Annotated in this window: 31 protein-coding genes; 16 read left to right on the top strand and 15 right to left on the bottom strand. The window is 59.9% G+C overall.

Annotated elements, in window-relative coordinates; all coding sequences use genetic code 11:
• Nucleotides 1-70 precede the first annotated feature (70 nt).
• A complete protein-coding gene (locus tag AAIH70_RS07885) occupies nucleotides 71-574 on the bottom strand; it encodes a pyridoxamine 5'-phosphate oxidase family protein (protein WP_132271626.1) in 504 nt (167 codons plus the stop codon).
• A 161-nt stretch (nucleotides 575-735) separates the two neighbouring features.
• Here AAIH70_RS07885 and AAIH70_RS07890 point away from each other — a divergent pair, with 161 nt between their 5' ends.
• Nucleotides 736-1482, top strand: coding sequence for a YebC/PmpR family DNA-binding transcriptional regulator (locus tag AAIH70_RS07890; RefSeq protein ID WP_132271627.1), 747 nt, complete (start codon nucleotides 736-738; stop codon nucleotides 1480-1482).
• 59 nt (nucleotides 1483-1541) lie between these two features.
• Here AAIH70_RS07890 and AAIH70_RS07895 read toward each other — a convergent pair whose 3' ends face one another.
• From AAIH70_RS07895 to ruvC, 9 genes are all read right to left on the bottom strand, one after another.
• Complete coding sequence (locus AAIH70_RS07895) at nucleotides 1542-2054, bottom strand: NUDIX hydrolase (protein ID WP_132271628.1); 513 nt, start codon at nucleotides 2052-2054, stop codon at nucleotides 1542-1544.
• A 3-nt stretch (nucleotides 2055-2057) separates the two neighbouring features.
• A complete protein-coding gene (locus AAIH70_RS07900; protein WP_132271629.1) occupies nucleotides 2058-2948 on the bottom strand; it encodes a metallophosphoesterase in 891 nt (296 codons plus the stop codon).
• A 7-nt stretch (nucleotides 2949-2955) separates the two neighbouring features.
• Nucleotides 2956-3996, bottom strand: coding sequence for a Holliday junction branch migration DNA helicase RuvB (gene ruvB / locus AAIH70_RS07905; RefSeq protein WP_132271630.1), 1041 nt, complete (start codon nucleotides 3994-3996; stop codon nucleotides 2956-2958).
• Nucleotides 3993-4397, bottom strand: coding sequence for a PIN domain-containing protein (locus tag AAIH70_RS07910; RefSeq protein ID WP_132271631.1), 405 nt, complete (start codon nucleotides 4395-4397; stop codon nucleotides 3993-3995). Before AAIH70_RS07910 ends, ruvB begins: the two co-directional genes overlap by 4 nt.
• Complete coding sequence (locus AAIH70_RS07915; protein WP_132271632.1) at nucleotides 4388-4681, bottom strand: AbrB/MazE/SpoVT family DNA-binding domain-containing protein; 294 nt, start codon at nucleotides 4679-4681, stop codon at nucleotides 4388-4390. The genes AAIH70_RS07910 and AAIH70_RS07915 overlap by 10 nt, the downstream gene beginning before the upstream one ends.
• Before the next feature lie 65 nt (nucleotides 4682-4746).
• Nucleotides 4747-5361 carry a Holliday junction branch migration protein RuvA gene (ruvA, locus tag AAIH70_RS07920; protein ID WP_132271633.1) on the bottom strand — a complete coding sequence of 205 codons (615 nt, stop codon included), beginning with the start codon at nucleotides 5359-5361 and terminating at the stop codon, nucleotides 4747-4749.
• Nucleotides 5358-5789: a type II toxin-antitoxin system VapC family toxin gene (locus AAIH70_RS07925; protein WP_132271634.1), complete on the bottom strand. Its 432-nt coding sequence runs from the start codon at nucleotides 5787-5789 to the stop codon at nucleotides 5358-5360. The genes ruvA and AAIH70_RS07925 overlap by 4 nt, the downstream gene beginning before the upstream one ends.
• 4 nt (nucleotides 5790-5793) lie before the next feature.
• Nucleotides 5794-6042: an AbrB/MazE/SpoVT family DNA-binding domain-containing protein gene (locus AAIH70_RS07930; protein ID WP_132271635.1), complete on the bottom strand. Its 249-nt coding sequence runs from the start codon at nucleotides 6040-6042 to the stop codon at nucleotides 5794-5796.
• A gap of 66 nt (nucleotides 6043-6108) precedes the next feature.
• Nucleotides 6109-6618 (bottom strand): crossover junction endodeoxyribonuclease RuvC, encoded by a 510-nt coding sequence (ruvC, locus tag AAIH70_RS07935; RefSeq protein WP_132271636.1) that lies wholly within the window; start codon nucleotides 6616-6618, stop codon nucleotides 6109-6111.
• 173 nt (nucleotides 6619-6791) lie between these two features.
• Here ruvC and AAIH70_RS07940 point away from each other — a divergent pair, with 173 nt between their 5' ends.
• The 4 genes from AAIH70_RS07940 to AAIH70_RS07955 all read left to right on the top strand — a co-directional run bounded on the left by AAIH70_RS07940 (nucleotide 6792) and on the right by AAIH70_RS07955 (nucleotide 10048).
• Complete coding sequence (locus AAIH70_RS07940) at nucleotides 6792-8246, top strand: hypothetical protein (RefSeq protein WP_132271637.1); 1455 nt, start codon at nucleotides 6792-6794, stop codon at nucleotides 8244-8246.
• A 144-nt stretch (nucleotides 8247-8390) separates the two neighbouring features.
• Nucleotides 8391-9392: an LLM class flavin-dependent oxidoreductase gene (locus AAIH70_RS07945; RefSeq protein ID WP_132272538.1), complete on the top strand. Its 1002-nt coding sequence runs from the start codon at nucleotides 8391-8393 to the stop codon at nucleotides 9390-9392.
• A gap of 85 nt (nucleotides 9393-9477) precedes the next feature.
• Complete coding sequence (locus AAIH70_RS07950; protein ID WP_430033755.1) at nucleotides 9478-9702, top strand: DUF2945 domain-containing protein; 225 nt, start codon at nucleotides 9478-9480, stop codon at nucleotides 9700-9702.
• Nucleotides 9692-10048, top strand: coding sequence for a hypothetical protein (locus AAIH70_RS07955; protein WP_132271639.1), 357 nt, complete (start codon nucleotides 9692-9694; stop codon nucleotides 10046-10048). The genes AAIH70_RS07950 and AAIH70_RS07955 overlap by 11 nt, the downstream gene beginning before the upstream one ends.
• Here the strand turns inward: AAIH70_RS07955 and AAIH70_RS07960 are convergent.
• From AAIH70_RS07960 to AAIH70_RS07970, 3 genes are all read right to left on the bottom strand, one after another.
• Nucleotides 10045-11094: an NAD-dependent epimerase/dehydratase family protein gene (locus AAIH70_RS07960; RefSeq protein WP_245519002.1), complete on the bottom strand. Its 1050-nt coding sequence runs from the start codon at nucleotides 11092-11094 to the stop codon at nucleotides 10045-10047. The genes AAIH70_RS07955 and AAIH70_RS07960 overlap by 4 nt on opposite strands.
• Nucleotides 11091-11906 carry a glycosyltransferase gene (locus tag AAIH70_RS07965; RefSeq protein ID WP_132271640.1) on the bottom strand — a complete coding sequence of 272 codons (816 nt, stop codon included), beginning with the start codon at nucleotides 11904-11906 and terminating at the stop codon, nucleotides 11091-11093. Before AAIH70_RS07965 ends, AAIH70_RS07960 begins: the two co-directional genes overlap by 4 nt.
• A 155-nt stretch (nucleotides 11907-12061) precedes the next feature.
• On the bottom strand, nucleotides 12062-13282 hold the full coding sequence (locus AAIH70_RS07970; RefSeq protein ID WP_132271641.1) for an NAD-dependent epimerase/dehydratase family protein: 1221 nt from the start codon (nucleotides 13280-13282) through the stop codon (nucleotides 12062-12064).
• Nucleotides 13283-13404: 122 nt separating this feature from the next.
• On the opposite strand from AAIH70_RS07970, the gene ybgC reads away from it, so the two are divergent.
• Nucleotides 13405-13854 carry a tol-pal system-associated acyl-CoA thioesterase gene (gene ybgC, locus AAIH70_RS07975; protein ID WP_132271642.1) on the top strand — a complete coding sequence of 150 codons (450 nt, stop codon included), beginning with the start codon at nucleotides 13405-13407 and terminating at the stop codon, nucleotides 13852-13854.
• Nucleotides 13855-13872: 18 nt separating this feature from the next.
• On the opposite strand, the gene AAIH70_RS07980 is transcribed toward ybgC, so the two are convergent.
• Together AAIH70_RS07980 and AAIH70_RS07985 are read right to left on the bottom strand one after the other, a co-directional pair.
• Nucleotides 13873-14157 (bottom strand): type II toxin-antitoxin system RelE/ParE family toxin, encoded by a 285-nt coding sequence (locus AAIH70_RS07980; RefSeq protein WP_132271643.1) that lies wholly within the window; start codon nucleotides 14155-14157, stop codon nucleotides 13873-13875.
• Nucleotides 14154-14441, bottom strand: coding sequence for a CopG family ribbon-helix-helix protein (locus AAIH70_RS07985; RefSeq protein WP_132271644.1), 288 nt, complete (start codon nucleotides 14439-14441; stop codon nucleotides 14154-14156). The genes AAIH70_RS07980 and AAIH70_RS07985 overlap by 4 nt, the downstream gene beginning before the upstream one ends.
• 322 nt (nucleotides 14442-14763) lie before the next feature.
• Between AAIH70_RS07985 and tolQ the strand changes: the two genes are divergently transcribed.
• From tolQ to glmM, 10 genes are all read left to right on the top strand, one after another.
• On the top strand, nucleotides 14764-15486 hold the full coding sequence (tolQ, locus tag AAIH70_RS07990; protein ID WP_132271645.1) for a protein TolQ: 723 nt from the start codon (nucleotides 14764-14766) through the stop codon (nucleotides 15484-15486).
• A gap of 35 nt (nucleotides 15487-15521) precedes the next feature.
• Nucleotides 15522-15980, top strand: a complete 459-nt coding sequence (gene tolR, locus AAIH70_RS07995; protein ID WP_132271646.1) for a protein TolR — start codon at nucleotides 15522-15524, stop codon at nucleotides 15978-15980.
• Nucleotides 15981-15990: 10 nt separating this feature from the next.
• Complete coding sequence (locus AAIH70_RS08000; RefSeq protein WP_132271647.1) at nucleotides 15991-17124, top strand: hypothetical protein; 1134 nt, start codon at nucleotides 15991-15993, stop codon at nucleotides 17122-17124.
• 34 nt (nucleotides 17125-17158) lie between these two features.
• Nucleotides 17159-18466, top strand: a complete 1308-nt coding sequence (gene tolB / locus AAIH70_RS08005; RefSeq protein WP_132271648.1) for a Tol-Pal system beta propeller repeat protein TolB — start codon at nucleotides 17159-17161, stop codon at nucleotides 18464-18466.
• Between the two features lie 204 nt (nucleotides 18467-18670).
• Complete coding sequence (gene pal / locus AAIH70_RS08010) at nucleotides 18671-19210, top strand: peptidoglycan-associated lipoprotein Pal (protein WP_132271649.1); 540 nt, start codon at nucleotides 18671-18673, stop codon at nucleotides 19208-19210.
• A gap of 169 nt (nucleotides 19211-19379) precedes the next feature.
• Nucleotides 19380-20384 (top strand): tol-pal system protein YbgF, encoded by a 1005-nt coding sequence (gene ybgF, locus AAIH70_RS08015; protein WP_132271650.1) that lies wholly within the window; start codon nucleotides 19380-19382, stop codon nucleotides 20382-20384.
• Nucleotides 20385-20400: 16 nt separating this feature from the next.
• A complete protein-coding gene (tilS, locus tag AAIH70_RS08020) occupies nucleotides 20401-21792 on the top strand; it encodes a tRNA lysidine(34) synthetase TilS (protein WP_245519009.1) in 1392 nt (463 codons plus the stop codon).
• A gap of 122 nt (nucleotides 21793-21914) precedes the next feature.
• Nucleotides 21915-23849, top strand: coding sequence for an ATP-dependent zinc metalloprotease FtsH (gene ftsH / locus AAIH70_RS08025; RefSeq protein ID WP_132271651.1), 1935 nt, complete (start codon nucleotides 21915-21917; stop codon nucleotides 23847-23849).
• 47 nt (nucleotides 23850-23896) lie between these two features.
• Complete coding sequence (locus tag AAIH70_RS08030; RefSeq protein ID WP_132271652.1) at nucleotides 23897-24271, top strand: hypothetical protein; 375 nt, start codon at nucleotides 23897-23899, stop codon at nucleotides 24269-24271.
• 245 nt (nucleotides 24272-24516) lie between these two features.
• Nucleotides 24517-25869: a phosphoglucosamine mutase gene (gene glmM, locus AAIH70_RS08035; protein ID WP_132271653.1), complete on the top strand. Its 1353-nt coding sequence runs from the start codon at nucleotides 24517-24519 to the stop codon at nucleotides 25867-25869.
• Nucleotides 25870-26037 lie beyond the last annotated feature (168 nt).

Here is a 26037-nt window from a genome sequence, read left to right on the forward strand (position 1 = left end):
GGCAATACCCATAAAAGAAGCCGCGAATTTTCACTCGCGGCTCCAGTCATTCGGTGATCAAACCGCAGTTTTACGCAAACGCCAGATGCTGCTTCACACCCACTTCCGGCATCTTTTCATCCGAATAATTCGCCTTGGCGATTTCCCAGCCGAATTTCAGCTTGCTGTCGGTGGATGCCCAGATGTCGGCATCGTCCACATGCATGGCGATCATCGTCAGTTTCGGATCGGCCTTGCCATCCTCGTACCAGGCGGCGGTGACGCTGCTCCAGTATTCCTCGATCTTGGCCGGATCGGCGCGCAGATCCAGTGTGCCGCCGAGGCTGGCATGGTAATCGTGGTTCTTGCCGACCACGCAGAAATAACCGCGGGTGCCGGGTTTGATCGACTGGGCCAGATCCGTATCGGTCTTGGTGAAAAACCAGATCGTGTTGGTTTTCGGGTCCGCATGCGGCGCCATCGGCTGCATGTGGCCATGTGCGCCTTCGATGCCCAGCATGCCGGCATGGATCTCGGCGATCTCGTCCCAGAGCTGGCGGGCGGGGGCTTCGCGTGCTTCGGTCAGGCTTGCCATGAACATTCTCCTTCTCGTCATTCGGGCTCGGTGCAGAAAACGGCGGGGGCTGTGCTTTGTTCCGAGCGGATCTGCGAGAAGGCAACGGCCGCACCCTCTTGAACAGCACAGCCATCGAAACTATAAGGCGGCCATTCCATTACAAATGATGCAGGGGTGCCATGGCTGGCCATTCACAGTTCAAGAACATCATGCACCGCAAGGGCAAGCAGGACGGTATCCGTTCAAAGATGTTCTCCAAGCTCGCGCGCGAAATCACGGTTGCGGCAAAGACGGGTCTGCCTGACCCGACCATGAACGCAGCGCTGCGCCTTGCCGTGCAGAACGCCAAGGCACAGTCGATGCCGAAGGACAATATCGACCGCGCCATCAAGAAGGCTTCGGGCGCAGACGCCGAGACCTATGACGCGATCCGTTACGAAGGTTACGGCCCGGGCGGTACGGCGGTCATCGTCGAAGCGCTGACCGACAACCGCAACCGCACCGCATCGAGCGTGCGTTCGACCTTCTCCAAGGCCGGCGGCGCACTCGGCGAAACCGGTTCGGTGTCCTTCTCCTTCGATCACGTCGGCGAAATCACCTACAAGGCTTCCGTCGGCGATGCGGACAAGGTCATGGAAGCGGCGATCGAAGCCGGTGCCGATGACGTCGTTTCCGATGAAGACGGCCACACCATCTATTGCGGTTTCGAGGACATGAACGAAGTGTCCAAGGCGCTGGAAGCGGTGCTCGGCGAAGCCGAAACCGTAAAGGCCATCTGGAAGGCGCAGACGCCGATCGAAGTCGATGAGGAAAGGGCGCGCTCGATCATGAAGCTGATCGACACGCTCGAAGACGATGACGACGTGCAGGCCGTCTATTCCAACTTCGAAGTGTCCGACGAAGTGATGGCCAAGCTTTCGGCCTGATCTTTCTGGTTGATTGAGATTGCGAGCGGGGCCGGAAGGCCCCGTTTTGCGTTTGGGCTTTACCCCTTCACATCCAGATCGCCATCGCGCCAGACCACATGGCGCGGTGATGTCGGCAGGGTCTCGATCTCGTCGGCGATGAAATAGGGCGGGATATCGAGCGCCTTCAGTGCCTCTGTCGTTGCCGGCACCCATTTGAACTCGAGTTCATGCGTATCGACGATGCGGTGGACGATGTCCGTCGGATGAAAGGGAAAGCTCTCCGGCAATTCCATGCGGTAATAGAAGCCGAGTTCGTGCCAGTCCTTGTCCTCGTAATGGAAGAAATTTTCCACTACCCAGAGAAGCGGGCCGATCTGCGCCGTCACGCCAAGCTCTTCCACCATTTCCCGCGCCAACGTCTCTTGCGATGTTTCGCCCATTTCGGCGCGGCCACCCGGAAAGGTCCAGAAGGTTTCGTGCACGGCGCGATGGACCAGAACATGATCGTTGCGAAAGGCGAGGCCGGCGATGCGCATCTGGAAGAGGCGTCCCGGTTTGAACTTTTTGCGGATGCGCAGGTCCTGCGGCATGGATTACCCCAATTCTATGACATTTATTTCCGGGCGCGAACCGATCCGGATTGGTAATACGGAACAGCCCAGCCCGCGTGAGACAATCAGGTCGCGCCCGAATTCGCGATAGTGTCCGGCGGGATATCGACGTGAGCCGGCGGAAGCCGCCACAGGCCGCCAGCCAAAAATGTTGATCTGGCCGCCATGGGTGTGGCCTGACAGCACGAGGCCAATGTTTTTGCTCGCGTCGTCCATCTGCGTAAAAATATCCGGCTCGTGCGCCATCAAGATGGCAGGGGCGGTGTCGGTAATCTGCGACACGGTTTTCGGCAGATCGTCCAGCCCGGCAAGCCGTCTGCCGCGCAGTGCCATCTGGTCGCCAAGGCCGGCCAGCCAGAACGGTTTGCCATCCTTCTCCAGCCTTGCGGCTTGATTGACATAGGTGGCGATGCCGACGCTTTTCAGCGCTTCATGCGCAAGACTCGGCCCCTGCGGATACTGTTGAAAGGTGTCGTCATGCCAATAGTCATGATTGCCCAGAATCGCATGGACACCGAGCGGCGCCTTAAGCGTGGCCAGCGCAGATGCCCATTCTGCCGGCGCGACGTGGTCGGTCACCATATCGGTGGCGGCAACATAATCTCCCAGAAGCAGGATGATATCTGCATCAAGCCCGTTGGCCGTAGCGCATATCTGCCTGATCCGGTCGATGGTCATCCACGGATTGCAGGCGTGAACATCCGCAAGTGCCACGATGCGCAATTTCAGGCCGGGCGTCCAGCCATTCGGCCTTAAAGCATGGCGGGTTATTCGCTGTTGCGCCATGACCTCGACAAAGGGATAGGCGACCAATGCCAGAAGGCCGGCCGCGGCGGTCAAGGCGCCTTTGATCAGGGTTCGCCTTGTCAGCATGCGGGGATCACTCGTCTTCCAGGCTCATGCGAAACTGTGCGGCTTCCAGATCTTTTGGCGGCTGCAATCCTAAATGTTTCCAGGCGTTAGCCGTCAGCACGCGGCCGCGCGGGGTGCGCTGGATAAAACCCTGCTGGATCATGTAGGGCTCGATAATATCCTCGATCGCGTCGCGTGGTTCGGAAAGGCCGGCGGCGATCGTCTCGATGCCGACCGGGCCGCCGGCAAAGTTGACGGCGATCATGTTGAGGTAACGTTTGTCGAGCTGGTCGAAACCCATATTGTCGACGTTGAGCCTTGTCAGCGCCTCGTCGGCGATTTCACGGGTGACGGCTTCGGCGCGGGCTACTTCGGCGAAATCGCGCACGCGGCGCAAAAGGCGGCCGGCGATACGCGGTGTACCACGGGCGCGACGGGCGATTTCGCGGGCACCGTCATCGGTCATGCCAAGGCCCATCAGCCGGGCGCCACGGCGCACGATGCCTTCCAGTTCCTCGACCGTGTAAAAGGCGAGGCGGACAGGAATGCCAAAGCGGTCTCGCAGCGGCGTGGTCAGCAGGCCGAGGCGGGTGGTGGCGGCGACGAGCGTGAATTTTGAAAGGTCGATTTTCACCGAGCGCGCGGCCGGGCCTTCACCGATGATCAGGTCGAGCTGAAAATCCTCCATGGCGGGATAGAGGATTTCCTCGACGGCCGGGTTGAGACGGTGGATTTCGTCGATGAACAGAACGTCGCGTTCTTCGAGATTGGTCAGAAGGGCGGCAAGGTCACCGGCCTTGGCGATGACCGGGCCGGAGGTGGAGCGGAAATTGACGCCGAGTTCCTTGGCCATGATCTGTGCCAGCGTGGTCTTGCCGAGACCCGGAGGCCCGACGAACAGGACGTGATCGAGCGCCTCGCCACGGTTTTTTGCCGCTTCGATAAAAATCTTCAGGTTGGCGCGGGCTTCGGCCTGACCGGTGAATTCGTCCAGCGACTGCGGGCGCAGCGCGGTGTCGAGATCTTCGCCCCGTTTCTCCGGCGTGATGAGGCGGGTTTCGTCTGTCATGCGAGCAGTTCCATTCCGGGCACGCGGCTGGCGGCCTTTTGGTCGAAGGTTTTTATCGAGGTGCAGCCTGCGTCGAGCGAGCGGGCGGCGATCAGGGCACCGGCGAAATCAGCCCGTCCCCGTGTGGCGAGTCGCAGCGCTTTTACCACGAGATCATGGTGCTCGATCGTCAGTCCGCGCGTCTGCAGCAATTTTCCGATGGCTTCCATGGAAGCCTGTCTGGAAAAACCAAGTCGCGACCTCAACGCCCAATCGAGTTCGACGATACCGATGAGCGTCAGGTAGGCGGTGTGGGTTGCGCCCAGACCTTCCGCAAACCGCAATGCCGCTCGCCTCTGCGCCGGATCATCATTTGTCAACAGGCGGATGACGACGTTGGTATCAAGACCGATCATGTCCATGCGGCAACATCGGATTTGCCGTCATCATCGGTATCGAGAGCGCTGTCGCCTGCGGCCTTGATCACCGCTGCGTCTATTTCTTCCAATGTCGCTGAGCCATTTGGTGCATCACCGAGGAAACCGGCGAGATCCTTGAAGTCGATGTTTTTCGGGGTAACGATGACCTCGCCATCCATCACGCTATAGATCAGCTGGTCGCCGGCGCGCAGGTTCAGCGCCTCGCGCATCTCTTTCGGAATGGTGACCTGTCCCTTGGCCGACAATGTCGCTTCCCATGCTTTCATTGGACCGCTCGCATGTTCCTTCCGAAGAATAGCAGAATTTCCGACACATGCCTATTTGTCGGATTTTATCGTGCCAGTTCCTTCAACCCCAACCGGATCAGCTTGGCGCTGTCGGCACCTTCACCGGCCGTCTTCATCGCCGCGGCCACCGCATTGGCGGCCTGATCGCGCGAATAACCGAGATTGGTGAGGGCCGAGACGGCATCCGATACCGGTGCGGAGGCTACGCCTTCGCCAAGCTCCTGCTTGAGGCCGATATTAGCTGAGGCGTCGCCGGCAAAGGCGGGGGCCTTGTTCTTCAGTTCGGTCACAAGCCGTACCGCTACCTTCGGCCCGACGCCCGGCGCGCGCGATACCGCCGTCTTGTCCTGCAGCGCAATTGCGTTTGCGAGTTCCGACGGGGTGAGGGTGGAGAGAACCGCCAGCGCCACTTTCGAGCCGACGCCCTGCACGCTTTGCAAGAGGTTGAACCATTCGCGCTCCAAGGCCGAGACGAAGCCGAACAGCTTTAGCTGGTCCTCGCGCACATAGGTCTCGATGAACAGGATCGCCGCCTCGCCGATGGCCATACGCGACAACGTGCGCGACGAGCAGAAGGCTTCGTAACAGACGCCGTGCACATCGATCAGCACATGGTCGTCGCCGATCTCGTCGATAGTGCCTTTGAGCTTGCCGATCATGTTTGCGGTCCTGAAATTGGGTGAGTGTCGGGTGCGATGATGGACAGCAATGGAAAATACGTCCGGTATTTTGAGACATCGCGGGTGAGCAGGCGGTATCCGCGGATCGTCGCATGTGCTCCGATGTAAAAATCCGGTAGCGGCGATCGCCGGTCTCCACCCGATCGTCGATATTGAAGGAAGGCGTGCCCGGCTGAAAAAGCCGCTTCCCAAGGCAGATCCTCGCGGCGGAAGAGATTTGGCGCGAGCGCCGCCTCCACTTCTTCGCGCGTGGTGTATCCAGCTGCCATTTCCGCATAGATAAGCGGATTGATCAGCAGAGGTCCGACGGCTCCAGCATTCGCCAACTGCGCCATCGACCAATCCGTGAAGGCGCTTCGTGTGTGAAATACGTCGATCAGCACATTTGTATCTACGAGCGTTGCCACCGACTCAGTCCCTCAGCAACCGATAGAATTCGTCGCCCGTGAGGTCCCCGAGATACATCGTGCCCTGATGGCGCCGAAGGTGGTCGGTCAATTGGCGGATATGCCGGTCGCGCTCCTCATGGGATGGTTCGACGCGCCGCAGCACGGCTTCGCCATCACGCAATTCGAACTCAACCTCGCTTCCAGCCTCGATCCCGAGATTGGAACGCACGGTTTTGGGAATCGTGACCTGGCCTTTTTCGGTGACACGCATGGTAATACCTCTCAAGTATTACTTATCGACCGAATTGGAACAAGTCAAGAACAAACCGTACGACACTCACCCCGCCAAGGCTTGGCGCATGCGGTTACCGCCGCGATTGTGGGCGTGGCAGATGGCGATCGCCAAGGCGTCGGCCGCGTCATTGCCCTTGAATTCCACCTTGGGCATCAGGATCTTCAGCATCATGTGGATCTGCTTCTTGTCGCCGTGGCCAACACCGATCACCGACTTCTTGACCGCATTGGGCGCATATTCGGCAACCGGCAATCCGGCGCGGGCCGGCACCAGCATGGCGATGCCACGGGCTTGTCCGAGTTTCAGCGTCGCCACCGCATCCTTGTTGACAAATGTCTGTTCGACGGCGGCCTCATTCGGCTGGTAGCTGTGCACCACTTCGGCGAGGCCGTCATGCAGCTGGCACAGGCGCGAGGCGAGATCCATGTCGCCATCCGAGGTGACGGTGCCCGATGCCACGAAGCGCAGCGAATTGCCGAGTGTTTCGATAACACCCCAGCCGCAGCGGCGAAGCCCCGGATCGATGCCGATGATGCGAATCGTCTGTGTCATGGCGGTTATCCTATCGTGGGGCCGTAAAAGCAGCCAGTGAAATGCGAACAAACCAAAAACATATGCCACGTTAACGCCCGGTTAATCCTCTTCCAACGGTTTTTGAAACTACCTCCGCATATGAGTCGTTGCTGAAATATCCCCGTCAGAACTATGGGGAAGAGGAGGTCATGATGACGATAGTGAAGCAGTTGCGGGCGCGGCCGGTGCAGGTCCTTTCCGTTCTGTTAATGATCAACGGCCTGGCTGTCGGCGCCATGATGGCGCAGGCGGTCCCGGTCGATCAGGCGGCAGAGACAGGTGTTCTGGTTCCATTGCTGGGCGCTTGCGCGCTGTTGGCAACGCTTGCATCGTTGATTGCGCTTGCACGTCTGGTGCGCGATCCGCTGGAGCGGCTGGAAACGGCCCTGCGCTCGGTCAGTGCGGAAGTGGCGCGTGGCGGTGATCCGGTTTCCGGCCTTGGCCTGCCGCTTGCCTGCAGTGGTGATCTGACGGCCTCCACCCGCTCCCTTTTGCGTCTGCGCCAGGTTGTTTCGGATCGCAACCGCCGCGCGGAGCAGGACATCCAGCATCGCCGCAATGTCGATGAATTGCTGGCGTCCGAATTTTTGAAGCGGACTGCCGACGAACAGGTGCGTCATGGCGCCGTCGCCGAACTAGCCGATGGCCTGCGCCGCCTCGCCAATGGCGAACTCGGCATGCAGTTGGAACTGGCGATGCCGGCGGAACTGGAGCCGGTGCGCATTCACTTCAACCGTGCCTCGATGATGATCGCCGAAAGCATCGGCGGTGACGGCAGCCATACGGCTATCCTGCGTGACACCGGGATCGCACTGGCCGCCAGCACGGACCTCGCCAAACAGGGCGCCGATCAGGCAAGCGGCATTGTCGAGCTGCGCCGCTCGGCCTCGATGCTTGGCCATGGCGCAGCAGTGCGTGCCGAAGAGGCGCAGGAGCTTGCAGCCCTGGCCGCATGGGCGCGCACCGAAATCATGCAATGCGCACAGACGATCGCTTCGGCAAAAACCGCTGTCGATACGGCCGCGAAGACCTCTGCGGAGATGAATGCAACGGCGGAAAGTGTTCGCGACATCCTGCGGGAAACCAGCTTTGCCTCGCTCAATCTGGGTATCGGTGCCGTCCAGTCCGGTGAAGCAGGTCAGGATGTGCCGGCTCTGCTTGAACAGGTGAGGGCGCTTGCCGACCGCGCGGCGCGTGCTGCCAGCAAACTCACGGGCACGACGATGCCGGGCAGTGCCAGAATGACTGCGGCCGCAACCGCGGTGGAAAAGACATTGGCCGATATCGAGGCAGTCGGTCAGCAGATCGAAGCCGTCGAGGATCGCGCCGCAACGCTTGCCCGCGCCGGCCATGAGGATGCGGTCATCATCGGCGAAGTCGAACTGGTGGCGCGTGAACTGGAAGCAGGTGCACGCGGCCATGCCAATACGGTCGAACAGACGGTGCTGGCGATGAGCGCTCTTTCCCGCAGCCTTGGCCGTCTGGAATTGAAGCTCGGTCTGTTCCGCCAGTTGGCGCCATCCGCACCGGCAATGCCGCCGATGCACGCACCGGCCAACACATCGCGCCCGACGGGGCCGCGGCCTTATCTTCGCCGCGTCAAATAGCCGCCTGCCGCGCAGGCATTTATGTGATGTCGGCCTGGCAAAAAACAATTCGGGGACCTTAGCATCTGCGCTAAGGTTTCCTACATGGAGGGTGCGGTGGATCGTCGTCTGCCGCATTTTCATGTTCGCCAGCAGGATTTCACGATGATCCCTTTTTCCATTCTCGACCTTTCGCCGATCGGTGAGGGCAAGACCGCTTCCGAGGCTCTCGACGAGTCGCGCCGGCTGGCCATCAAGGCCGAGGAGGAGGGCTTCAACCGTGTCTGGCTTGCCGAACATCACGGCATGCCGGGCATTGCCAGTGCCGCCACCGCCGTCGTCATCGGCCATATCGGGCAGGCCACAAAACGCATCCGCGTCGGCTCCGGCGGCATCATGCTGCCCAACCATTCGCCGCTCGTGGTGGCCGAACAGTTCGGCACGCTGGACGCGCTGTTTCCCGGCCGCGTCGATCTTGGCCTCGGTCGTGCTCCCGGCACCGACATGCGCACCGCGCAGGCGCTTCGCCGCAACATGGAGGCCGGCGTCGACAATTTTCCCAACGACATTCTCGAGTTGCAGCACTTGCTCAGCACGCCGCTGGAAAATCAGGCGATCCTTGCCATTCCGGGCATAGAATCCAACGTGCCTGTCTGGCTGCTTGGCTCCAGCGTCTACAGCGCGCATCTGGCGGCCGCACTCGGCCTGCCTTACGCCTTCGCCTCGCATTTTGCGCCTGACATGCTGTTCGAAGCGCTTTCCATCTACCGCGAACGTTTTCAGCCGTCTGCGACGCTGGACAAGCCTTATGTCATGGTCGGCGTCATGGGTGTCGGTGCGGAAACGGATGAGGAGGCAAAACGCCTGTTCACCTCGTCGCAGCAGCAGTTCGTCAACCTGCGCAAGAATATCCGCACAAAATTTCCAAAGCCGGTGGACAGCATGGATGCGCACTGGTCACAGGTCGAGCAGATCAATGTCGAACACACGCTGCGTTTCGCCGCCGTCGGTTCGGCTGCCACGCTGGAAAAACAGCTCGGCGAATTCCTGACCGACACGGCGGCGGACGAACTGATCGTCTCCATGCCGATCCACGATCTCGATGCGCGCCTGCGTTCGGTGGAGATTTTTGGCGGACTGTCGATGATGCGGAAAATCTCCGACTGATCCGGAAACCTTTCGATTGATCGGGCCTCGACCGGAACAAACCCGGTCGGGGCCTGTTTCGTCTTCAGAACCAAGGAGGCGAGACATGCGAAAAATCCGCGCCGGAACCAAGGTTGAATGGACCTGGGGTGCTCATGAGGCCGATGGCAAGGTGGAAAAGACTTTCACCGACGATGCCAGCGTCAGGATCACGGGCAAGCAGATCAAACGCAAGGCTGATGACAAAAAGCCCGCATTGCTGATCCGTCATGAAGATGGCGGCCGTGTTCTGAAAAGCCGTTCGGAAGTGAGGGCGGCCAATGTCAGGTAAGCAGGCATCCCGTGACCTTCAGTACATTCCGCCCGAACCGGTTTCGGCGGCCGCCCGCAAGGGGCTGGCGCTGCGGCAGAAATTTCACCGTGGCGGTACGATGGTGGGCGTTGCCCGCGCCCGAGATCTGAAAAACCGCACGCCGCTATCCGATGACATCATGAAGCGTATGGCCGCCTATTTCGCCCGCCACGATATCGACAAGCGCGCGCAAAATTTCGGCAATGACGAGGATCCGTCCCCCGGTTATGTCGCGTGGCTGATGTGGGGTGGCGATGCGGGGAAAACCTGGGTGGAGGGGCAGAGGCAGTCGCGTCTGCAGAGGCCTGCTGTAAAGTCGCATTAGGGTGACGATGGCTGAGCGGTTTGCGCCAGCGCGTGCAACGTGCCTGTGAGCCGCTCTCGCCCGCCGGGTTGCCAGCCCAAAGTTTTGAGTTGCGTCGTGTCCATTATGCTGACCATTGAATGATCAGCCGGTGCGGGCAGGGGATGTGACACGCCGCTTGCCCTGGCATGGAGCGACAGGATTTCGTATGTGTCTGTAACGATATCCGAAATGTTGAACACCTTGCCGTTTACCGCGTCGGGGTTATGTTCCAGCAGCAAAAGGATTGCCGCTGCCAGATCGTCGCCATGAACTTCGCTGCCGGCCCGCGATGCCACCGGTTTTCCGGCGCAGTAATCTTCAAACAGCGCATCCCATTTGTTCGGCCGGTGATGGCCGTAAACGCCGGTGGCCCGCAGGCTGGTGGTAATGAAACTGCTGGAAGAAAGCGCTGCAAGTGCCTGTTCAGACTCAAGCTTGATCTGGCCGTAGAGGCTGTCGGGCGCCAAGGCCATATCTTCCCTCAAGAGGGTGCCGGGTGGCACGCCATCATAGACGGCGCGACTTGAGAGAAAGATGCAGCGTTTCACGCCGGCCGCCTTCGCGTCCTCGAACAGTTTGACGCTGCCTTCGTGATTGAGTTTTCGAAACCGCACCGGATCATCGCCTTCACCGCCGCGATACCGGCCGGGCAGGTGATCGAAGGCGAGATGGATGAAGGCGTCGATGCCGGCGAAGTGTTGGCGCTGGTCGAGTGTGGGGTCGAGGGTGAGGGATAACGCTGTTGTTTGAGCAGCAATGGAGCGGCTGGCTCCCTCTGATCTCCCCCCTTGAGGGGGAGATGTCACCGTAAGGTGACAGAGGGGGGTGAGCAACGGTGAGGCAGATGGCGGGAAAGCGGCATTTGCGCCAGCATTACCCCCCTCTGCCCTGCCGGGCATCTCCCCCACAAGGGGGGAGATCGGCAAGTGGCGACGGCCCAACGTCACCGCATGCCCGGCAGCGACCAGCACCTCGACGACATAACGCCCGACCAGCCCCGTTCCGCCGGACACCAGAACCTTCATGCCGGCGCATCCGTCGGGTTGGCGAGCGTCGAAATTTCCGGCACCTCGCGCCCCTCATGGAAGGCGTGCCACAGGTCGATCAGCGGCCGCAGTTTTTCCGCCTTGGGGTGATCCGTCTCCCACGGCTTCTCATACTGGTAATGCAGCACGCCGATGCTCTTCCAGTCCCACAGGTCCGGCATGGCGAACCAGACATATTGCAGCATGTTCATCGTCACCGGCAGGCCGTGCCAGTCGGGGAAAAAGTGTTCGAGAAACGTCTGGTCAGTGCGCCGCCAGAAGGCGTCCGGCACGTCCAGCGCTTGAAGCATGGCGCCAAAAGTTTCGAGCGAGGGTTTTGCGACGAAGACGCCGGAATTCATCCGGTGAAAATCGCCAAGCCCTTCATAGACATTCGGGGCGGCGCAGAATTCCGGGTAGTCAAACAGCTTGTCTATATTCTTCAGGACCAGCGCATCGGCATCGATGAAAACGACGCGCTCGTATTCGGTCAGTTGCCACAGGCGCAGCTTGCAGAAATTGTCGAGCGGTGTGTGGAAATCCGGCTTGCGGCCCTTGGTGAAGGGGGCGGCACCATGCAGGTTCTTGCGGGCATGGCGTTCGTTGAAGGTGTCAGACAGCGGCAGGTGCTCGACTTCGATGAGGCGGCAGCCAAGCGCGGTCAGCGTCAACAGGTCGAGGCCGGAGACGGCGGCCGTGTGCAGCACGACGATATCGGCATCCGTGCCGGTGCGCAGGATGGAGCGGGCCAGCGCCGTGGCCCCCATGGCATAATCGGCATTGGTGACGAGTGTGACGAAAGCGTGGTTCATGGTTGCTGTTCCTTAACGCCCCCCCCCCCTCCGCCGTCATCCTCGGGCTTGTCCCGAGGATCTGCTACCGTTGAATGATCGCTGGCGTGCTTGGATCCTCGGGACAAGCCCGAGGATGACGGGAGAGGAGGTGTCATTCTTACCCAGTGATCGTCTCAGGAAACCGACTTCAGCCTTTTGCCTTCCGGATCATGCTCGATCTTGGCGGCAATATCCTTCGTCCAGGCGGAAACGGCCGGAACGCGTGTGCGATCAACACGATAGGCGTATTTCTTCGCAACGTCGACGATCTCCGCCAGCAGGCCTTCGCCAAGCGTTGTCGGTTCCAGGCCGAGGCCGAGGAACTTGTCGTTTTTCACGACCAGATCGTTTTCAGGCGCTTCCTTGCGCGGGTTGGGCAACCAGGCGATTTCGGTGCCGCTCATTTTTGAAATCATCTCGGCCAGATCGCGCACCCGGTGGGTTTCGGTCATCTGGTTGAAGATTTCCACGCGGCTGTTTCTCGCCGGCGGATTGTTCAGCGCGATTTCGATGCAGCGCACCGAATCCTGAATGTGGATGAAGGCGCGCGTCTGGCCGCCGACGCCGTGCACGGTCAGCGGATAACCGATCGCCGCCTGGATGAGAAAGCGGTTGAGGACCGTGCCGTAATCGCCGTCATAGTCGAAACGGTTGATCAGCTGCTCGTGGCGGCGGGTCTGCTGCGTATGCGTGCCCCAGACGATGCCCTGATGCAGGTCGGTGATGCGCAACCCGTCATTCTTGGCGTAGAAGGCGAACAGCTGCTGATCCAGCACCTTGGTCATGTGGTAGATCGAGCCGGGATTGCCGGGATAGAGGATTTCCTGCGACACCGTGCGGCCGTCCATTGTCTCGATGCCGACCGGCAGATAACCTTCCGGGATGGCGGCACCGACGGTCGAATACCCGTAGACGCCCATCGTGCCGAGATGCACGAGATGGGCATCGAGATCGAGTTCGACCAGCGCGTTCAAGAGGTTATGCGTGGCATTGACGTTGTTGTTGACCGTGTAGTTCTTGTGGCGGTCGGACTTCATCGAATAGGGCGCGGCGCGCTGTTCGGCGAAATGCACGATGGCGTCTGGGCGGTTTTTGGCCAGCCAGCCCTTGAGAAGCTCGTAATCCTTGGCGATGTCGATCAGGTTGAAATGGATGCGGCGGCCCGTCTCACCATGCCAGATGCGGGTGCGCTCCTGTATCGAGTCCATCGGCGTCAGCGACTGCACGCCAAGCTCGGTATCGATCCAGCGGCGGGAAAGGTTGTCGAGGATATGGACATCGTGTCCGGCATCCGACAGGTGAAGGCAAGTCGGCCAGCCGACAAATCCGTCGCCGCCCAGAACTGCAATCTTCATGGTAATGTCTCCGCTGGTTTTCGAGAAATTTCCTGTTAGGGAAGTTTCATGACAGGCAATAAGGCGTGGTGCGTGGTCCCTCCTTTATGAAGGGCGCAACATGAATTTTCCAAGGCATATCCATGACTGAGCACAGTTTTTCTCTTTCCGGCGAACTTATCGAAAACGGTCATCGTCTGGTTCAGCGGGTCTATTACGAGGACACGGATTTCTCCGGCTTGATCTATCACGCCCGTTATCTGCATTTTCTCGAGCGCGGCCGATCCGACTATCTGCGCTGCCTCGGCTGCGAGCAGAGCGCACTGATTTCCGTCGATGACGAGGGGCTGGTTTTCGTCGTCCACCGCATGGAAATCGACTTCAAACAGCCGGCCCGCATGGACGACGTCATCACCATCCAGACCATCACGGAAAAGGCCGGTGGCGCCAAGATGGTGCTCAATCAGGAGATCCGTCGTGGCGAAACGCTGCTGATTTCGGCCAAGGTGGTGATCGCGGTGATCAACAGAAACGGTCGCCCGCGGCGCTTGCCGGAGACGATTGCGGAGAAGTTTTTGGGGAAGGCCGAGTAGGGCGATTTCCGAGTCGTTTCAACTCTTTCGCGGCGGCCATTGCCGTGCGGTGTGAAGCAGGCGCAAGATGCGGATATGATCAGCTTCTATATCGTAGATGATCATATAGCGGGGATGTATGACCAACTCTCGCGTGCCCGCAACGCGCCCGGGTCGTCCTAACTTGGGATGTAAGGCGAGATGCAAAAGCTGCTTCTCTACACTCGCATCCATGGTGATCGCTGCTGACGGATTTTCAGCTTCAATAAAATCATAGACATCGTCACGGTCTCTGCTTCCGAGCGGTGTCCAGATGATTTTCATCTTAGGCCGCCAATTTTGCGAAGTGTCCGTTCTCGCCGCTCTGCGAAATGTCTCTCAACCTCTTCGGACGAGATCACATTGCCGGCATCAGCTTGAGCAATTCCTTCCTCTACCTGTTGTCGAAACCATGCGTCGTAGGCCGGGTCTGCCTCGCGTTCGATCACGAAATCGCGCATCAACTGGCGCAGGAGTTCGTCACTGCTCGTATCCTGTGCCTTTGCCGCGTGGTCAAATGCGGTCATCAGTTCGTCGTCGACTGCGAAGGTAAAGGTCTTATCCGTCATGGCTTTCTCCGCCGGATATTGCTCGCGCGCATCATAACATTCGCGATGGCAAAAGCACAGCCGATCTGCGCTCGACCTTCGTGATCACGAAAGATCATAACCCTTTATTAACGATAATCATGTCTTACTCAGGCGTGAGGAATTTGTGCAACGCACGCCTTCCTTTGACCAAATTTCAAGGCGAGAAGCCAAGCTGAAAACCTAGGACATCTGGGGTCAGTCGGTTTCTTTAGCGAACAGACACATACTCGCGAGAGCGCGCTTTTGAACCCGCCCGGTCTTTGAACAAGCCGGGCGTTTGGATTCGGGGATTGAGAGTTACATGGAACAGGTAGCGTTGGAAGCTGCGACACACGATGTCAGTCTGTGGGCGCTGTTCATGCAGGCCGGGTTTATCGTCAAGGCGGTGATGATCGGCCTCCTGATGGCGTCCGTGTGGACATGGGCCATCGTCATCGACAAGTACATCAACTTCGCCAAGGCAAAACGCCAGTTCGACCAGTTCGAACAGGTGTTCTGGTCTGGCCAGTCGCTTGAAGAGCTTTATCGCACGCTGTCCGATCGCCAGAATGTCGGCCTCGCTGCCATCTTCGTCTCCGCCATGCGCGAGTGGAAAAAGAGCTTTGAGCGCGGCGCCCGTTCGCCGATCGGCCTGCAGATGCGTATCGACCGCGCCATGGACGTCACGCTTGCCCGCGAAGCGGAAGGTTTTGAAGCGCGCCTCGGTTCGCTTGCCACCATCGGTTCGGCAGGACCATTCATCGGTCTGTTCGGTACGGTCATCGGTATCATGACCTCGTTCCAGGCGATCGCCGGTTCGAAGTCGACCAACCTTGCCGTTGTCGCACCGGGTATCGCCGAAGCGCTGCTCGCGACTGCGATCGGTCTGGTCGCCGCTATCCCGGCCGTTATTGCCTATAACAAGTTCATGGGCGATGCCGGCAAGCTGTCTTCGCGCATGGAAGGTTTTGCCGACGAGTTCTCCGGCATCCTGTCGCGCCAGATCGACGAGAAGCTGCAGCCGCGTCAGCAGGCTGCGCAGTAAATCCAACGGCGAAACGCGTTCTAGGAGCATAACCCATGGGCATGTCGGCCGGCGGTGCAAAAGGTGGTGGTGGCGGTCGTCGCGGTGGACGTCGTCGCCGTTCAGGTGGCGGTGCCATCAGCGAAATCAACGTGACGCCGCTTGTCGACGTCATGCTCGTTCTGCTCATCATCTTCATGGTTGCCGCACCGATGATGACCGTCGGCGTGCCGATCGACCTGCCGGAGACGCAGGCCAGCGCCATGAACTCCGATACCCAGCCGATTACGATCTCCGTCAACCCGGCTGGCGAAATCTATCTGCAGGAAACCCCGATCGGTATCGACGAAGTCGTGCCGAAGCTCGAAGCCATTGCCACGACCGGTTATAACGAACGCATCTATGTGCGCGGCGATACCGCTGCAGCCTATGGCGTCGTGATGAAGGTCATGGCCCGCGTTTCCGCGGCCGGCTTCAAGAATATCGGTCTGGTCACCCTGCAGGAAACAAAGTGATCGGGGTGCCATGAAGACCAGTCTCGGCACATCCTTTGCTCTTCACTCCGCGGCACTGGCCTTTGCGCTGGTGTCGATAGGCGCGCCTGCGCCCATGGAAGTGGCGCCGGTCGAGGCGCTGCCGGTCGATATCGTTCCGGTGGAATCGATTACCCAGATCCAGGAAGGCGACAAGAAGGCCCCCAAGGCCGAAAAATCCGCCCCGACCCCGACAAAAAAGCCGACCAACGTTCCCGATGCCCAGAACACCGGAGACAATAGCGTCGACCTGAAAAGTGCGCCTGTTCCGGTCGAGCGGCCGGTCAAGACCGAATCTGCTGCAGCACCGCCGAAGGTGGACAAGCCGCTGCCGGAGACGGCGAAAGAGAACAATGACGTCAAGGACGTGGTGAAGGAAGAGACGGCGCCGAAGCCGGTCGAAACCGCATCGCTGCCGCAGCCAAAACCTGAAATTCAGCAGCCGACGCCAAAGCCGCCGGAGCCGACGCCCGCGCCGACGGAAACCAAGGTCGAGGAAACACCGCTGCCTTCCAGCGTGCCGTTGCCGGCCGCGCGCCCGAAACCGGAGCCGCCGAAAGAACAGGCAAAGCCCGTCGAAAAACCGCCGGAAAAGCCGGTCGAGAAAAAGACCGAAACGAAGACGGCTGAAAAACCGGCTGACAAGAAGGTTGCCGAAAAGAAGCAGGAAACCGCCAAGACCACCAAGGCGGGGGACAGCAAGTTCAACCCGGACGATATCGAGAATTTCCTCAACAAGCAGGATGCGCCGAGCAGCGGTGCCAAGGCTTCGACGCAGACGGCAGCCCTTGGCGGCAAGAAGACGACGGGCGGCCAAAGCCTCAGCATGTCGGAAATGGACGCACTGCGCGGCCAGATCCAGAACAACTGGTCGACCTTCGCCGGTATCGAAGGCCTTCAGGGCATGATCATCACCGTCAGCTTCAGTCTCGACGAGGGTGGCAATATCGTTGGCAGTCCCAAGGTTTCATCGACGGGCGGATCGGATACCGCACGCCGGACGATGGAAGCCAGTGCCCGCCGCGCCGTTATGAAGTCGCAACCCTTCCAGGGCCTTCCGGCCGATAAATATGACACGTGGAGCGAGGTCATCGTCAATTTCGATCCCTCCGATTTCGCGCTCTAAACAGCTGAAAGCGTAGCTGAAAGGCTTTAATACCATGATGAAACGTTCTTTCATCCGTCTCGTGATCGCTCTGGCGGGCATGGCCGTGATGTTCTCAACCTCGGCCCAGGCGGCCGTGACGATCAACGTCAACAAGGGTCGTGTCGAGCCGTTGCCGATCGCGATCACGGATTTCCTGTCCAACGACGCGCTCGGTCCGCAGATCTCCCAGGTCATTGCTGCCGATCTGCAGCGTTCCGGCCTTTTTGCGCCGGTCAACAAGGCTGCGTTCATCGAAAAGATTTCCGATCCCAACAAGACCCCGCGTTTTGAAGACTGGAAGGCGATCAATGCGCAGGCCATGGTCTCCGGCCGCATCACGCGTGAAGCCGATGGCCGTCTGCGCGCCGAGTTCCGCCTGTGGGATACGTTTGCCGGCCAGCAGATGACCGGCCAGCAGTTTTACACCCAGCCGGACAACTGGCGCCGTGTCGCCCATATCATTGCCGATGCGATCTATCAGCAGATCACCGGTGAGAAGGGCTATTTCGATACCCGCGTCGTGTTCGTTTCCGAAAGCGGCCCGAAAACGGCCCGTCAGCGCCAGCTGTCCATCATGGACCAGGATGGTTTCAATGTCCGTGCGCTGACCAATGGCAAGGATCTGGTTCTGACGCCGCGCTTCTCGCCGAGCCGTCAGGAAGTCACCTACATGTCGTTTGAAGGCGACCAGCCGCGCGTCTACCTGCTGCAGCTAGAAAGTGGACGCCGCGAAGTCGTCGGCAATTTTCCGGGCATGACCTTCTCTCCGCGCTTCTCGCCGGATGGCCAGAAGGTGATCATGAGCCTTCAGCAGGAAGGCAATGCCAATATCTATACGATGGACCTGCGCTCGCGCACCACGACACGGCTGACCAACACTGCTGCTATCGATACCGCACCGTCCTATTCTCCGGATGGCCGACAGGTAACGTTCGAAAGCGACCGTGGTGGTCGTCAGCAGATCTATGTCATGAATGCCGATGGCTCCGGCCAGAACCGCATTTCCTTCGGCGACGGCTCCTATTCGACGCCGGTCTGGTCTCCGCGTGGCGATCTCATCGCCTTCACCAAGCAGTCGGGCGGAAAGTTCTCGATCGGCGTGATGAAGCCGGATGGTTCGGGCGAGCGTATCCTCACCTCGGGCTTCCACAACGAGGGCCCGACCTGGGCGCCGAACGGCCGCGTGCTGATGTTCTTCCGTCAGGCCGCCGGCTCCGGTGGTCCGCAGCTCTACTCGATCGACCTGACCGGTTACAACGAGCAGGCCATCAAGACCCCGACATTCGCGTCCGACCCGGCGTGGTCGCCGTTGATGGAATAGCATGAGAGCGACAAGAGGCGGGTGACCGCCTCTTTTGCTTTGTGAGACCGGAGGCAGGCGACCGCCTCTTTACTGCCGCAATGTCCTGAAAAAGCGCAGAAAGGGACATTGGTGACGTTTCGTTAACCATAACCGTTTGCCGTCGATTAACCGAGAAAGGTTAGGGTCCGGCAACCGTAAAGTTTATCCAAGGAGAAACCGGCCATGAGCCGCATTGAGACCCAGGCGATGAGCCGCATGCAGACACTTGCCCGCAACCCGGCCGTCATCGCACTGACGCTCGCTCTTGCTCTGGCCGGCTGCGCCAACAAGAAGAACATGCCGAACAATGCCGGTGATCTCGGCCTGAACGGCGGCGCCGGTGGTGCAGCAACCCCGGGCTCCGCCCAGGACTTCACCGTCAACGTCGGCGACCGCATCTTCTTCGACACCGACAGCACTTCGGTTCGCGCCGATGCCCAGCAGATCCTCGACCGTCAGGCCCAGTGGCTGCAGCGTTACCCGCGCTACGCCATCACCGTCGAAGGCCATGCCGACGAACGCGGCACCCGCGAATACAACCTGGCTCTCGGCGCACGTCGCGCTGCCGCCACCAAGGAATACCTCGCATCGCGTGGCGTACCGGCCAACCGCATGCGCACGATCTCCTACGGCAAGGAACGTCCGGTCGCCGTTTGCGACGACATCTCGTGCTGGTCGCAGAACCGTCGCGCCGTTACCGTTCTCGGCGGCGCCGGCATGTAATTCGAATTGCCCCGTCAGTTTCGGGGCACGAAAAGTTGAAGGCGGCCCGCGGGTCGCCTTTTTCGTTTCTCCTTAGTTTGGCCGAGTTTCACTTGTTTTTTGACGGCAACTAACAAAATGTCTGCTTGCGCCAATCCGGCGTAGCTTCAGATGATTCGGGATCGACGATATGAAGAAACTTGTCTTGGCAGCGATGCTGGGGCTTGCCGCTGCAGGCGGCCAGGCGGAAGCTTTCACGCTGCCGTTTCTGAGCAAGGCTGAAAAACCACAGACGCAGCAGGCACCGGTGGTGCTGGCCCAGGCCGGCAACGACGCCGTGCGCGTTCAGCAGCTGCAGGAAGAAATCCGCCAGTTGAACGGCCGCATCGAGGAAATGAGCTTTCAGCTTTTGCAGATGCAGGAACAGATCCGCAAAGCCCAGGAAGACAACGAATTCCGTTTCCAGGAACTCGAAAAATCCGAGGGCGGCGGTTCTGGTAACCGTCCCGCAGTCGCTGCCGCTCCGGCAGATGGCTCAAAAAAAAACGATGAACTCAGCCAGATCATCGAACAAAATCCGGGGATGAACGGGCAGGGCGGGTCTTCGCCGGCCCCTTCAGCCCGTAATCCTGGCCAGAATTCCGGCACCGGTGCGCCGCCGCCGACCACGCTCGGCTCGATCGAAATGGACCAGTCTGGCTTGCCCAAGGGCGCCACGATGAACCAGGGCGCCAACAATGGTTCGCGCAACCTGCCGGGTGTCGATAGCGGTTCGTCCGGCAGCCGTGGCGGCCAGCAGACGGCAGGGCTTACAAACGAAAGCGAAGCGTACCGCGCCGCTTACGGCCATGTCCTTTCGGGCGACTACAAGATCGCCGAACAGGAATTCAACGATTATATCGCCGCCCATCCCAAGGCCGATCGTGCTGCCGATGCTCATTTCTGGCTTGGTGAAGCGCAGTATTCGCAGGGCAAATACAATGAGGCGGCCAAAACCTTCCTCGACGCTCACAAGGCGTTCGGCACCTCTCCGAAAGCGCCGGAAATGCTGCTGAAGCTCGGCATGTCGCTTGCCGCGCTCGACAACAAGGACACGGCCTGCGCAACGCTGAAAGAAGTGACGCGCCGTTATCCGAATGCCCAGCGCGCCGTGACCACCAAGGTCGGCACCGAACAGAAACGCCTCGGCTGCTGATGCGGCGGCCCGCGCCGTGACGCCGCCGCCCCATTCCACGATCGCCGGTCATCCGGATCGCAGCCTGCCGCTGATGTCGGCGCTCTCCGGTTTTCTGGCTGACTTCAAAAAGCCCGCGCATCTGCTTGTCGCCATTTCCGGCGGCAGCGATTCCACCGGCCTGCTGGTCGGTCTGCATTCGGCACTTTCTGCCTTTCCCGATATCCGCATTTCCGCTGCCACGATCGACCACGCGCTGCGCCCCGAAGCGGCTGAAGAGGCGCGGGCGGTGGCAGCGCTTTGCGAAAAGCTCCGCATTTTTCATGTGACCCGCCGCTGGCAAGGCGAAAAGCCGGCAACCGGCATTTCCGCCGCCGCCCGCGAGGCGCGTTATTCGTTGCTATCGGCCATCGCCGACGAGATCGGCGCGACCGCTATCGTCACCGGCCATACGCTGGATGATCAGATCGAGACGGTGGTGATGCGGGCGGGACGCTCCGGCGAGACGTTGCCACCCCCCTCTGTCAGCTTCGCTGACATCTCCCCCTCAACGGGGGAGATCGAAGGGGCTATGCCGCCCCGCTCTTCAGTCGGCCTCTCCGGCATGGCCCCAGCCACGCTGCTCGATACCCGCCACTGGATTTTGCGCCCGCTACTCCATACCCGCCGCGCCGATATCCGTGCCTGGCTCACCGACAATGCAGTCGGCTGGGTCGATGATCCCAGCAATGTCGATCCGCATTACGAGCGGGTGCGCATCCGTCAGGCGCTGGCTTTCGAACCAGCCATCGATCCGGCCATCATTGCCACAGCCGCACAGGCGCGGGAAAAACTTGCCCAGGACGGCGCCGACTGGCTTGCCGCCTGTGCCACGATCGAACATGCCGTCATCGCAAAGATAACCCTCGACGGCCTGCGCGAAAACCCCATTGTGGTTCGCCACGCCCTTTCAACCCTTGCGGCCGTTCTCGGTGGGCGCCCGCACAATCTTTCGCGCGAAAGCGCCGATCGGTTGATGGCATTTATCACCGGCAGCCGTGGCCGGATGACTGCCGGAAGAGTGGTTTTTGATCTGCGCCGCGACGGCCTGTTCATGCTGCGGGAAAACCGCAATCTGCCGCATGTCACCGTGCCGCCGGGAGAAACAGTGGTTTGGGACGGTCGCCTTGCCGTCACCAGCCATGTCGCGACGCCGATCGAGGTGCTGCCGGGGCGGCAGAGCACCGATGGTTTCGAAAATCTGGCGTCCGGCCTTGCGAAACTTGCCGCCCGCGTGTTGCCTCATGCCGCATGTCAGGGGGAGGGCGCGCTTGCCATATCGCCGCATCTGGCGGTGTTCGACCGCTTTTTGCCGGTCTACGACCTGCCGCTTGCCAGCCGGATTGCCGCCCTTATGGGGCGTGGGGCCTATTTATTGCCACCCGTTTAACGCTTTCGCACGGAAAACGTGAAGGTTACCGGCGCTTTGCCTTGGCAACGGCCTGCCACAATCCTATGTTAGGGGTCAATAAAGGCGGCGGCCTAAAGCTGTCGTGCATATCGGGGAGTTCGATGAACCCAAATTTTCGTAATTTTGCTCTTTGGGCGGTGATTGCTCTGTTGCTGATCGCTTTGTTCAGCATGTTCCAGACGGCGCCTTCGCAAACGAGCTCGAGAGAAATCCCGTACTCGAAGTTCTTGACTGATGTCGATTCCGGCAAGGTCCGTGACGTGGTAGTCACCGGCAACCGTGTTCTCGGCACCTACACGGACGGCAGCCCGGGATTTCAGACCTATTCCCCCGTCATCGACGACTCGCTGATCCAGCGCCTGACCGAAAAGAATGTTCAGGTGTCTGCGCGCCCCGAAACGGATGGTTCCTCCGGCTTTTTGAGCTATCTCGGCACGCTTTTGCCGATGCTGCTGATCCTCGGTGTCTGGCTGTTCTTCATGCGCCAGATGCAGGGTGGATCGCGCGGCGCGATGGGCTTTGGCAAGTCCAAGGCCAAGCTTTTGACCGAAGCGCATGGCCGCGTCACGTTTGACGATGTTGCCGGCGTCGACGAAGCCAAGCAGGATCTCGAGGAAATCGTCGAATTCCTGCGCGATCCGCAGAAGTTCCAGCGTCTTGGCGGCCGTATTCCGCGCGGCGTCCTGCTTGTCGGCCCTCCGGGCACGGGTAAGACACTGCTTGCCCGCTCGGTTGCCGGTGAAGCCAATGTGCCGTTCTTCACGATTTCCGGTTCGGACTTCGTCGAAATGTTCGTCGGTGTCGGTGCATCGCGTGTGCGTGACATGTTCGAGCAGGCCAAGAAGAACGCGCCCTGCATCATCTTCATCGACGAAATCGACGCCGTCGGTCGTCATCGTGGCGCAGGCCTCGGCGGTGGTAACGACGAACGCGAACAGACGCTCAACCAGCTGCTCGTCGAGATGGATGGCTTTGAAGCCAATGAAGGCATCATCCTGATCGCTGCCACCAACCGTCCCGACGTTCTCGATCCGGCGCTGCTGCGTCCGGGCCGTTTCGACCGTCAGGTCGTGGTGCCGAACCCGGATATCGTCGGCCGCGAGCGCATCCTCAAGGTTCACGCCCGCAACGTGCCTTTGGCACCGAATGTGGATCTGAAGGTTCTGGCCCGCGGTACGCCCGGTTTCTCCGGTGCCGACCTGATGAACCTCGTCAACGAATCCGCCCTGATGGCTGCGCGCCGCAATAAGCGCCTTGTCACCATGCAGGAATTCGAAGACGCCAAGGACAAGATCATGATGGGTGCGGAACGCCGCTCGTCCGCCATGACCGAAGCCGAAAAGAAGCTCACCGCCTATCACGAAGCCGGCCACGCCATTACGGCGCTCAAGGTCGCGGTTGCCGATCCGTTGCATAAGGCAACGATCATCCCGCGCGGCCGTGCTCTCGGCATGGTCATGCAGTTGCCGGAAGGCGACCGCTATTCGATGAGCTACAAGTGGATGGTATCGCGCCTGACCATCATGATGGGCGGTCGCGTTGCCGAAGAACTGACGTTCGGCAAGGAAAACATCACCTCGGGTGCATCTTCGGATATCGAGCAGGCCACCAAGCTTGCCCGCGCCATGGTTACCCAGTGGGGCTTTTCCGATATCCTCGGTCAGGTCGCCTATGGTGAAAACCAGCAGGAAGTCTTTTTGGGCCACTCGGTTTCGCAGTCCAAGAATGTCTCGGAATCGACCGCCCAGAAGATCGACCAGGAAGTGCGTCGTCTGATCGACGAAGCCTATACCGAAGCACGTCAGATCCTCACCGACCATCACGATGGCTTTGTGGCGATTGCTGAAGGTCTGCTGGAATACGAAACGCTGACCGGCGAAGAGATCAAGTCGCTGATCCGTGGCGAAAAGCCGTCGCGTGATCTGGGTGACGACTCGACCCCGAACCGCGGTTCGGCCGTGCCCTCTGCCGGCCCCAAGAAGGACGAGCCTAAAGGCGACGCTTCCGAAGGCGGACTGGAGCCGCAGCCGCACTAAGCGGGTGTGACGGTTATTGAGATGGAGCCACCCTTGCGCGAGTGAGGGTGGCTTTTTTTCGTATATCAGGAAGGTGGTCTGCTCGATCGGACCTCGTTGCGACCCGCACCGATATCAAAGAAAGCGTTGTTATGAAAAAGCTCGTGGCTCTATCTCTGTTGGCAGTTGTGCTTGCCGGTTGCACCAGCAAGGCCAATCCGGAATTTGCTGCCATTGATTTTGCGCCCGGCATTCCGCCAATCGCCGGCAGTCTCAAATATGGGCCGCAATCGAAGGGGCGTTACCGGAACATGCCCGTGGGCTATACCTTTACCCGCGAGTTCATCGGCAGCTTCGGAAGCCGCGTCAGCGAGCGTTACCGTGTGAACGAGGATGGCAGCATCGAATTGCGCAGCCGCAGGATTTCTCCGATCAAATTCTGACGCCAAGCCGGCCATGAGCAGAATGCCGTCCAACGCGGTAACAAGATGTAATCCTTTTTGACGCTATTTTACGTGCCTGAATCCATGAAGTGTGGCATGAGCCAGCTTTGAGGCCATGCACGCGAAAAGAGCAGTCGCAGATGACGCCCCAGCCAAACTCAGGCAAGCCAAAAACGGTGAAGCCCGCAACGGCCAAGACAAAGACAGCGCGCTCCAAAAAGCTGCGCGAACCCCAAGGAGTTTCCATGACACGTCGCTATTTCGGCACTGACGGTATTCGCGGCCAGTCCAACGTGTTTCCGATGACGCCGGATCTGGCGATGCGCGTCGGTATTGCCGTCGGCACGCTGTTCCGCCGTGGCAGTCACCGCCACCGCGTCGTTATCGGCAAGGATACACGTCTGTCGGGTTACATGCTGGAAAACGCGCTGGTCGCCGGGTTTACCGCCGCCGGTCTCGATGTTTTCCTGCTCGGCCCGATCCCGACGCCAGCTGTGGCCATGCTGACGCGTTCGCTGCGCGCCGATATCGGCGTGATGATTTCCGCCTCGCACAATCCTTTCGAGGATAATGGCATCAAGCTGTTTGGCCCGGATGGCTACAAGCTCTCCGACGATCTGGAAATGCAGATCGAGGAACTGCTCGACAAGGATATCTATGCGCAGCTTGCCAAGCCGCACGAGATCGGTCGCGCCAAGCGTGTCGAGGGCGATATCTACCGTTATATCGAACACGCCAAGCGCACGCTGCCGCGCGATGTCACGCTTCAGGGTCTGAGGATCGCCATCGACTGCGCCAATGGCGCCGCCTACAAGGTCGCCCCTTTGGCGCTGTGGGAACTGGGGGCCGAGGTCGTCACCATCGGCAACGATCCCAATGGCACCAATATCAATCTCGATTGCGGCTCCACCAGCCCGAAGGCGCTGCAGCAGAAGGTGCATGAAGTGCGCGCCGATATCGGCATCGCGCTCGATGGTGATGCCGACCGCGTCATTATCGTCGACGAGAACGGCCAGATCGTCGATGGCGACCAGCTGATGGCGGTGATCGGCGAAAGCTGGGCCGATGCCGGCACGCTGCGCGGCAATGGCATTGTCGCCACCGTCATGTCCAATCTCGGTCTTGAGCGTTTCCTAGGCGACAAGGGCCTGTCGCTTGCCCGCACCAAGGTGGGGGACCGTTATGTGGTCGAGCATATGCGCAACCACGATTTCAACGTCGGTGGTGAGCAGTCCGGCCATATCGTGCTGTCGGATTTCGGCACGACCGGCGACGGCCTCGTGGCCGCACTGCAGATCCTTGCCTGCGTGAAGAAGCAGGACCGTCCGGTCAGCGAAATCTGCCGCCGGTTCGAGCCGGTGCCGCAGCTTCTGAAAAACGTGCGTTTTGCCGGCGGCAAGCCGCTGGAGGAGGCCATCGTGCGTCAGGCGATCGCCGATGCGGAAGCGGAGCTTGCCGGCAAGGGCCGTCTGGTCATTCGCCCGTCGGGTACCGAACCACTGATCCGCGTCATGGCCGAAGGTGATGATCGCGCTCAGGTGGAGCGTATCGTCAATGGTCTGATCGGCATCATCGGCAATGTTCGTTCGGCTGCTTGATTTCTAAATTCGCATAAACTGAAATATATTGCGGCGGCCATACTTGGTCGCCGTTTTTGTTTTATTCTACTTGGTCGTTTTGGCGGTGATTACTTCGATTTCAAATATAACTCATTGTCTGTTATGCTTAATGGCTCCTTAACCTTTATCGTTAATGATCGGGGATGA

Source organism: Neorhizobium sp. BT27B (genome assembly GCF_050455485.1).
Classification (GTDB): domain Bacteria; phylum Pseudomonadota; class Alphaproteobacteria; order Rhizobiales; family Rhizobiaceae; genus Neorhizobium.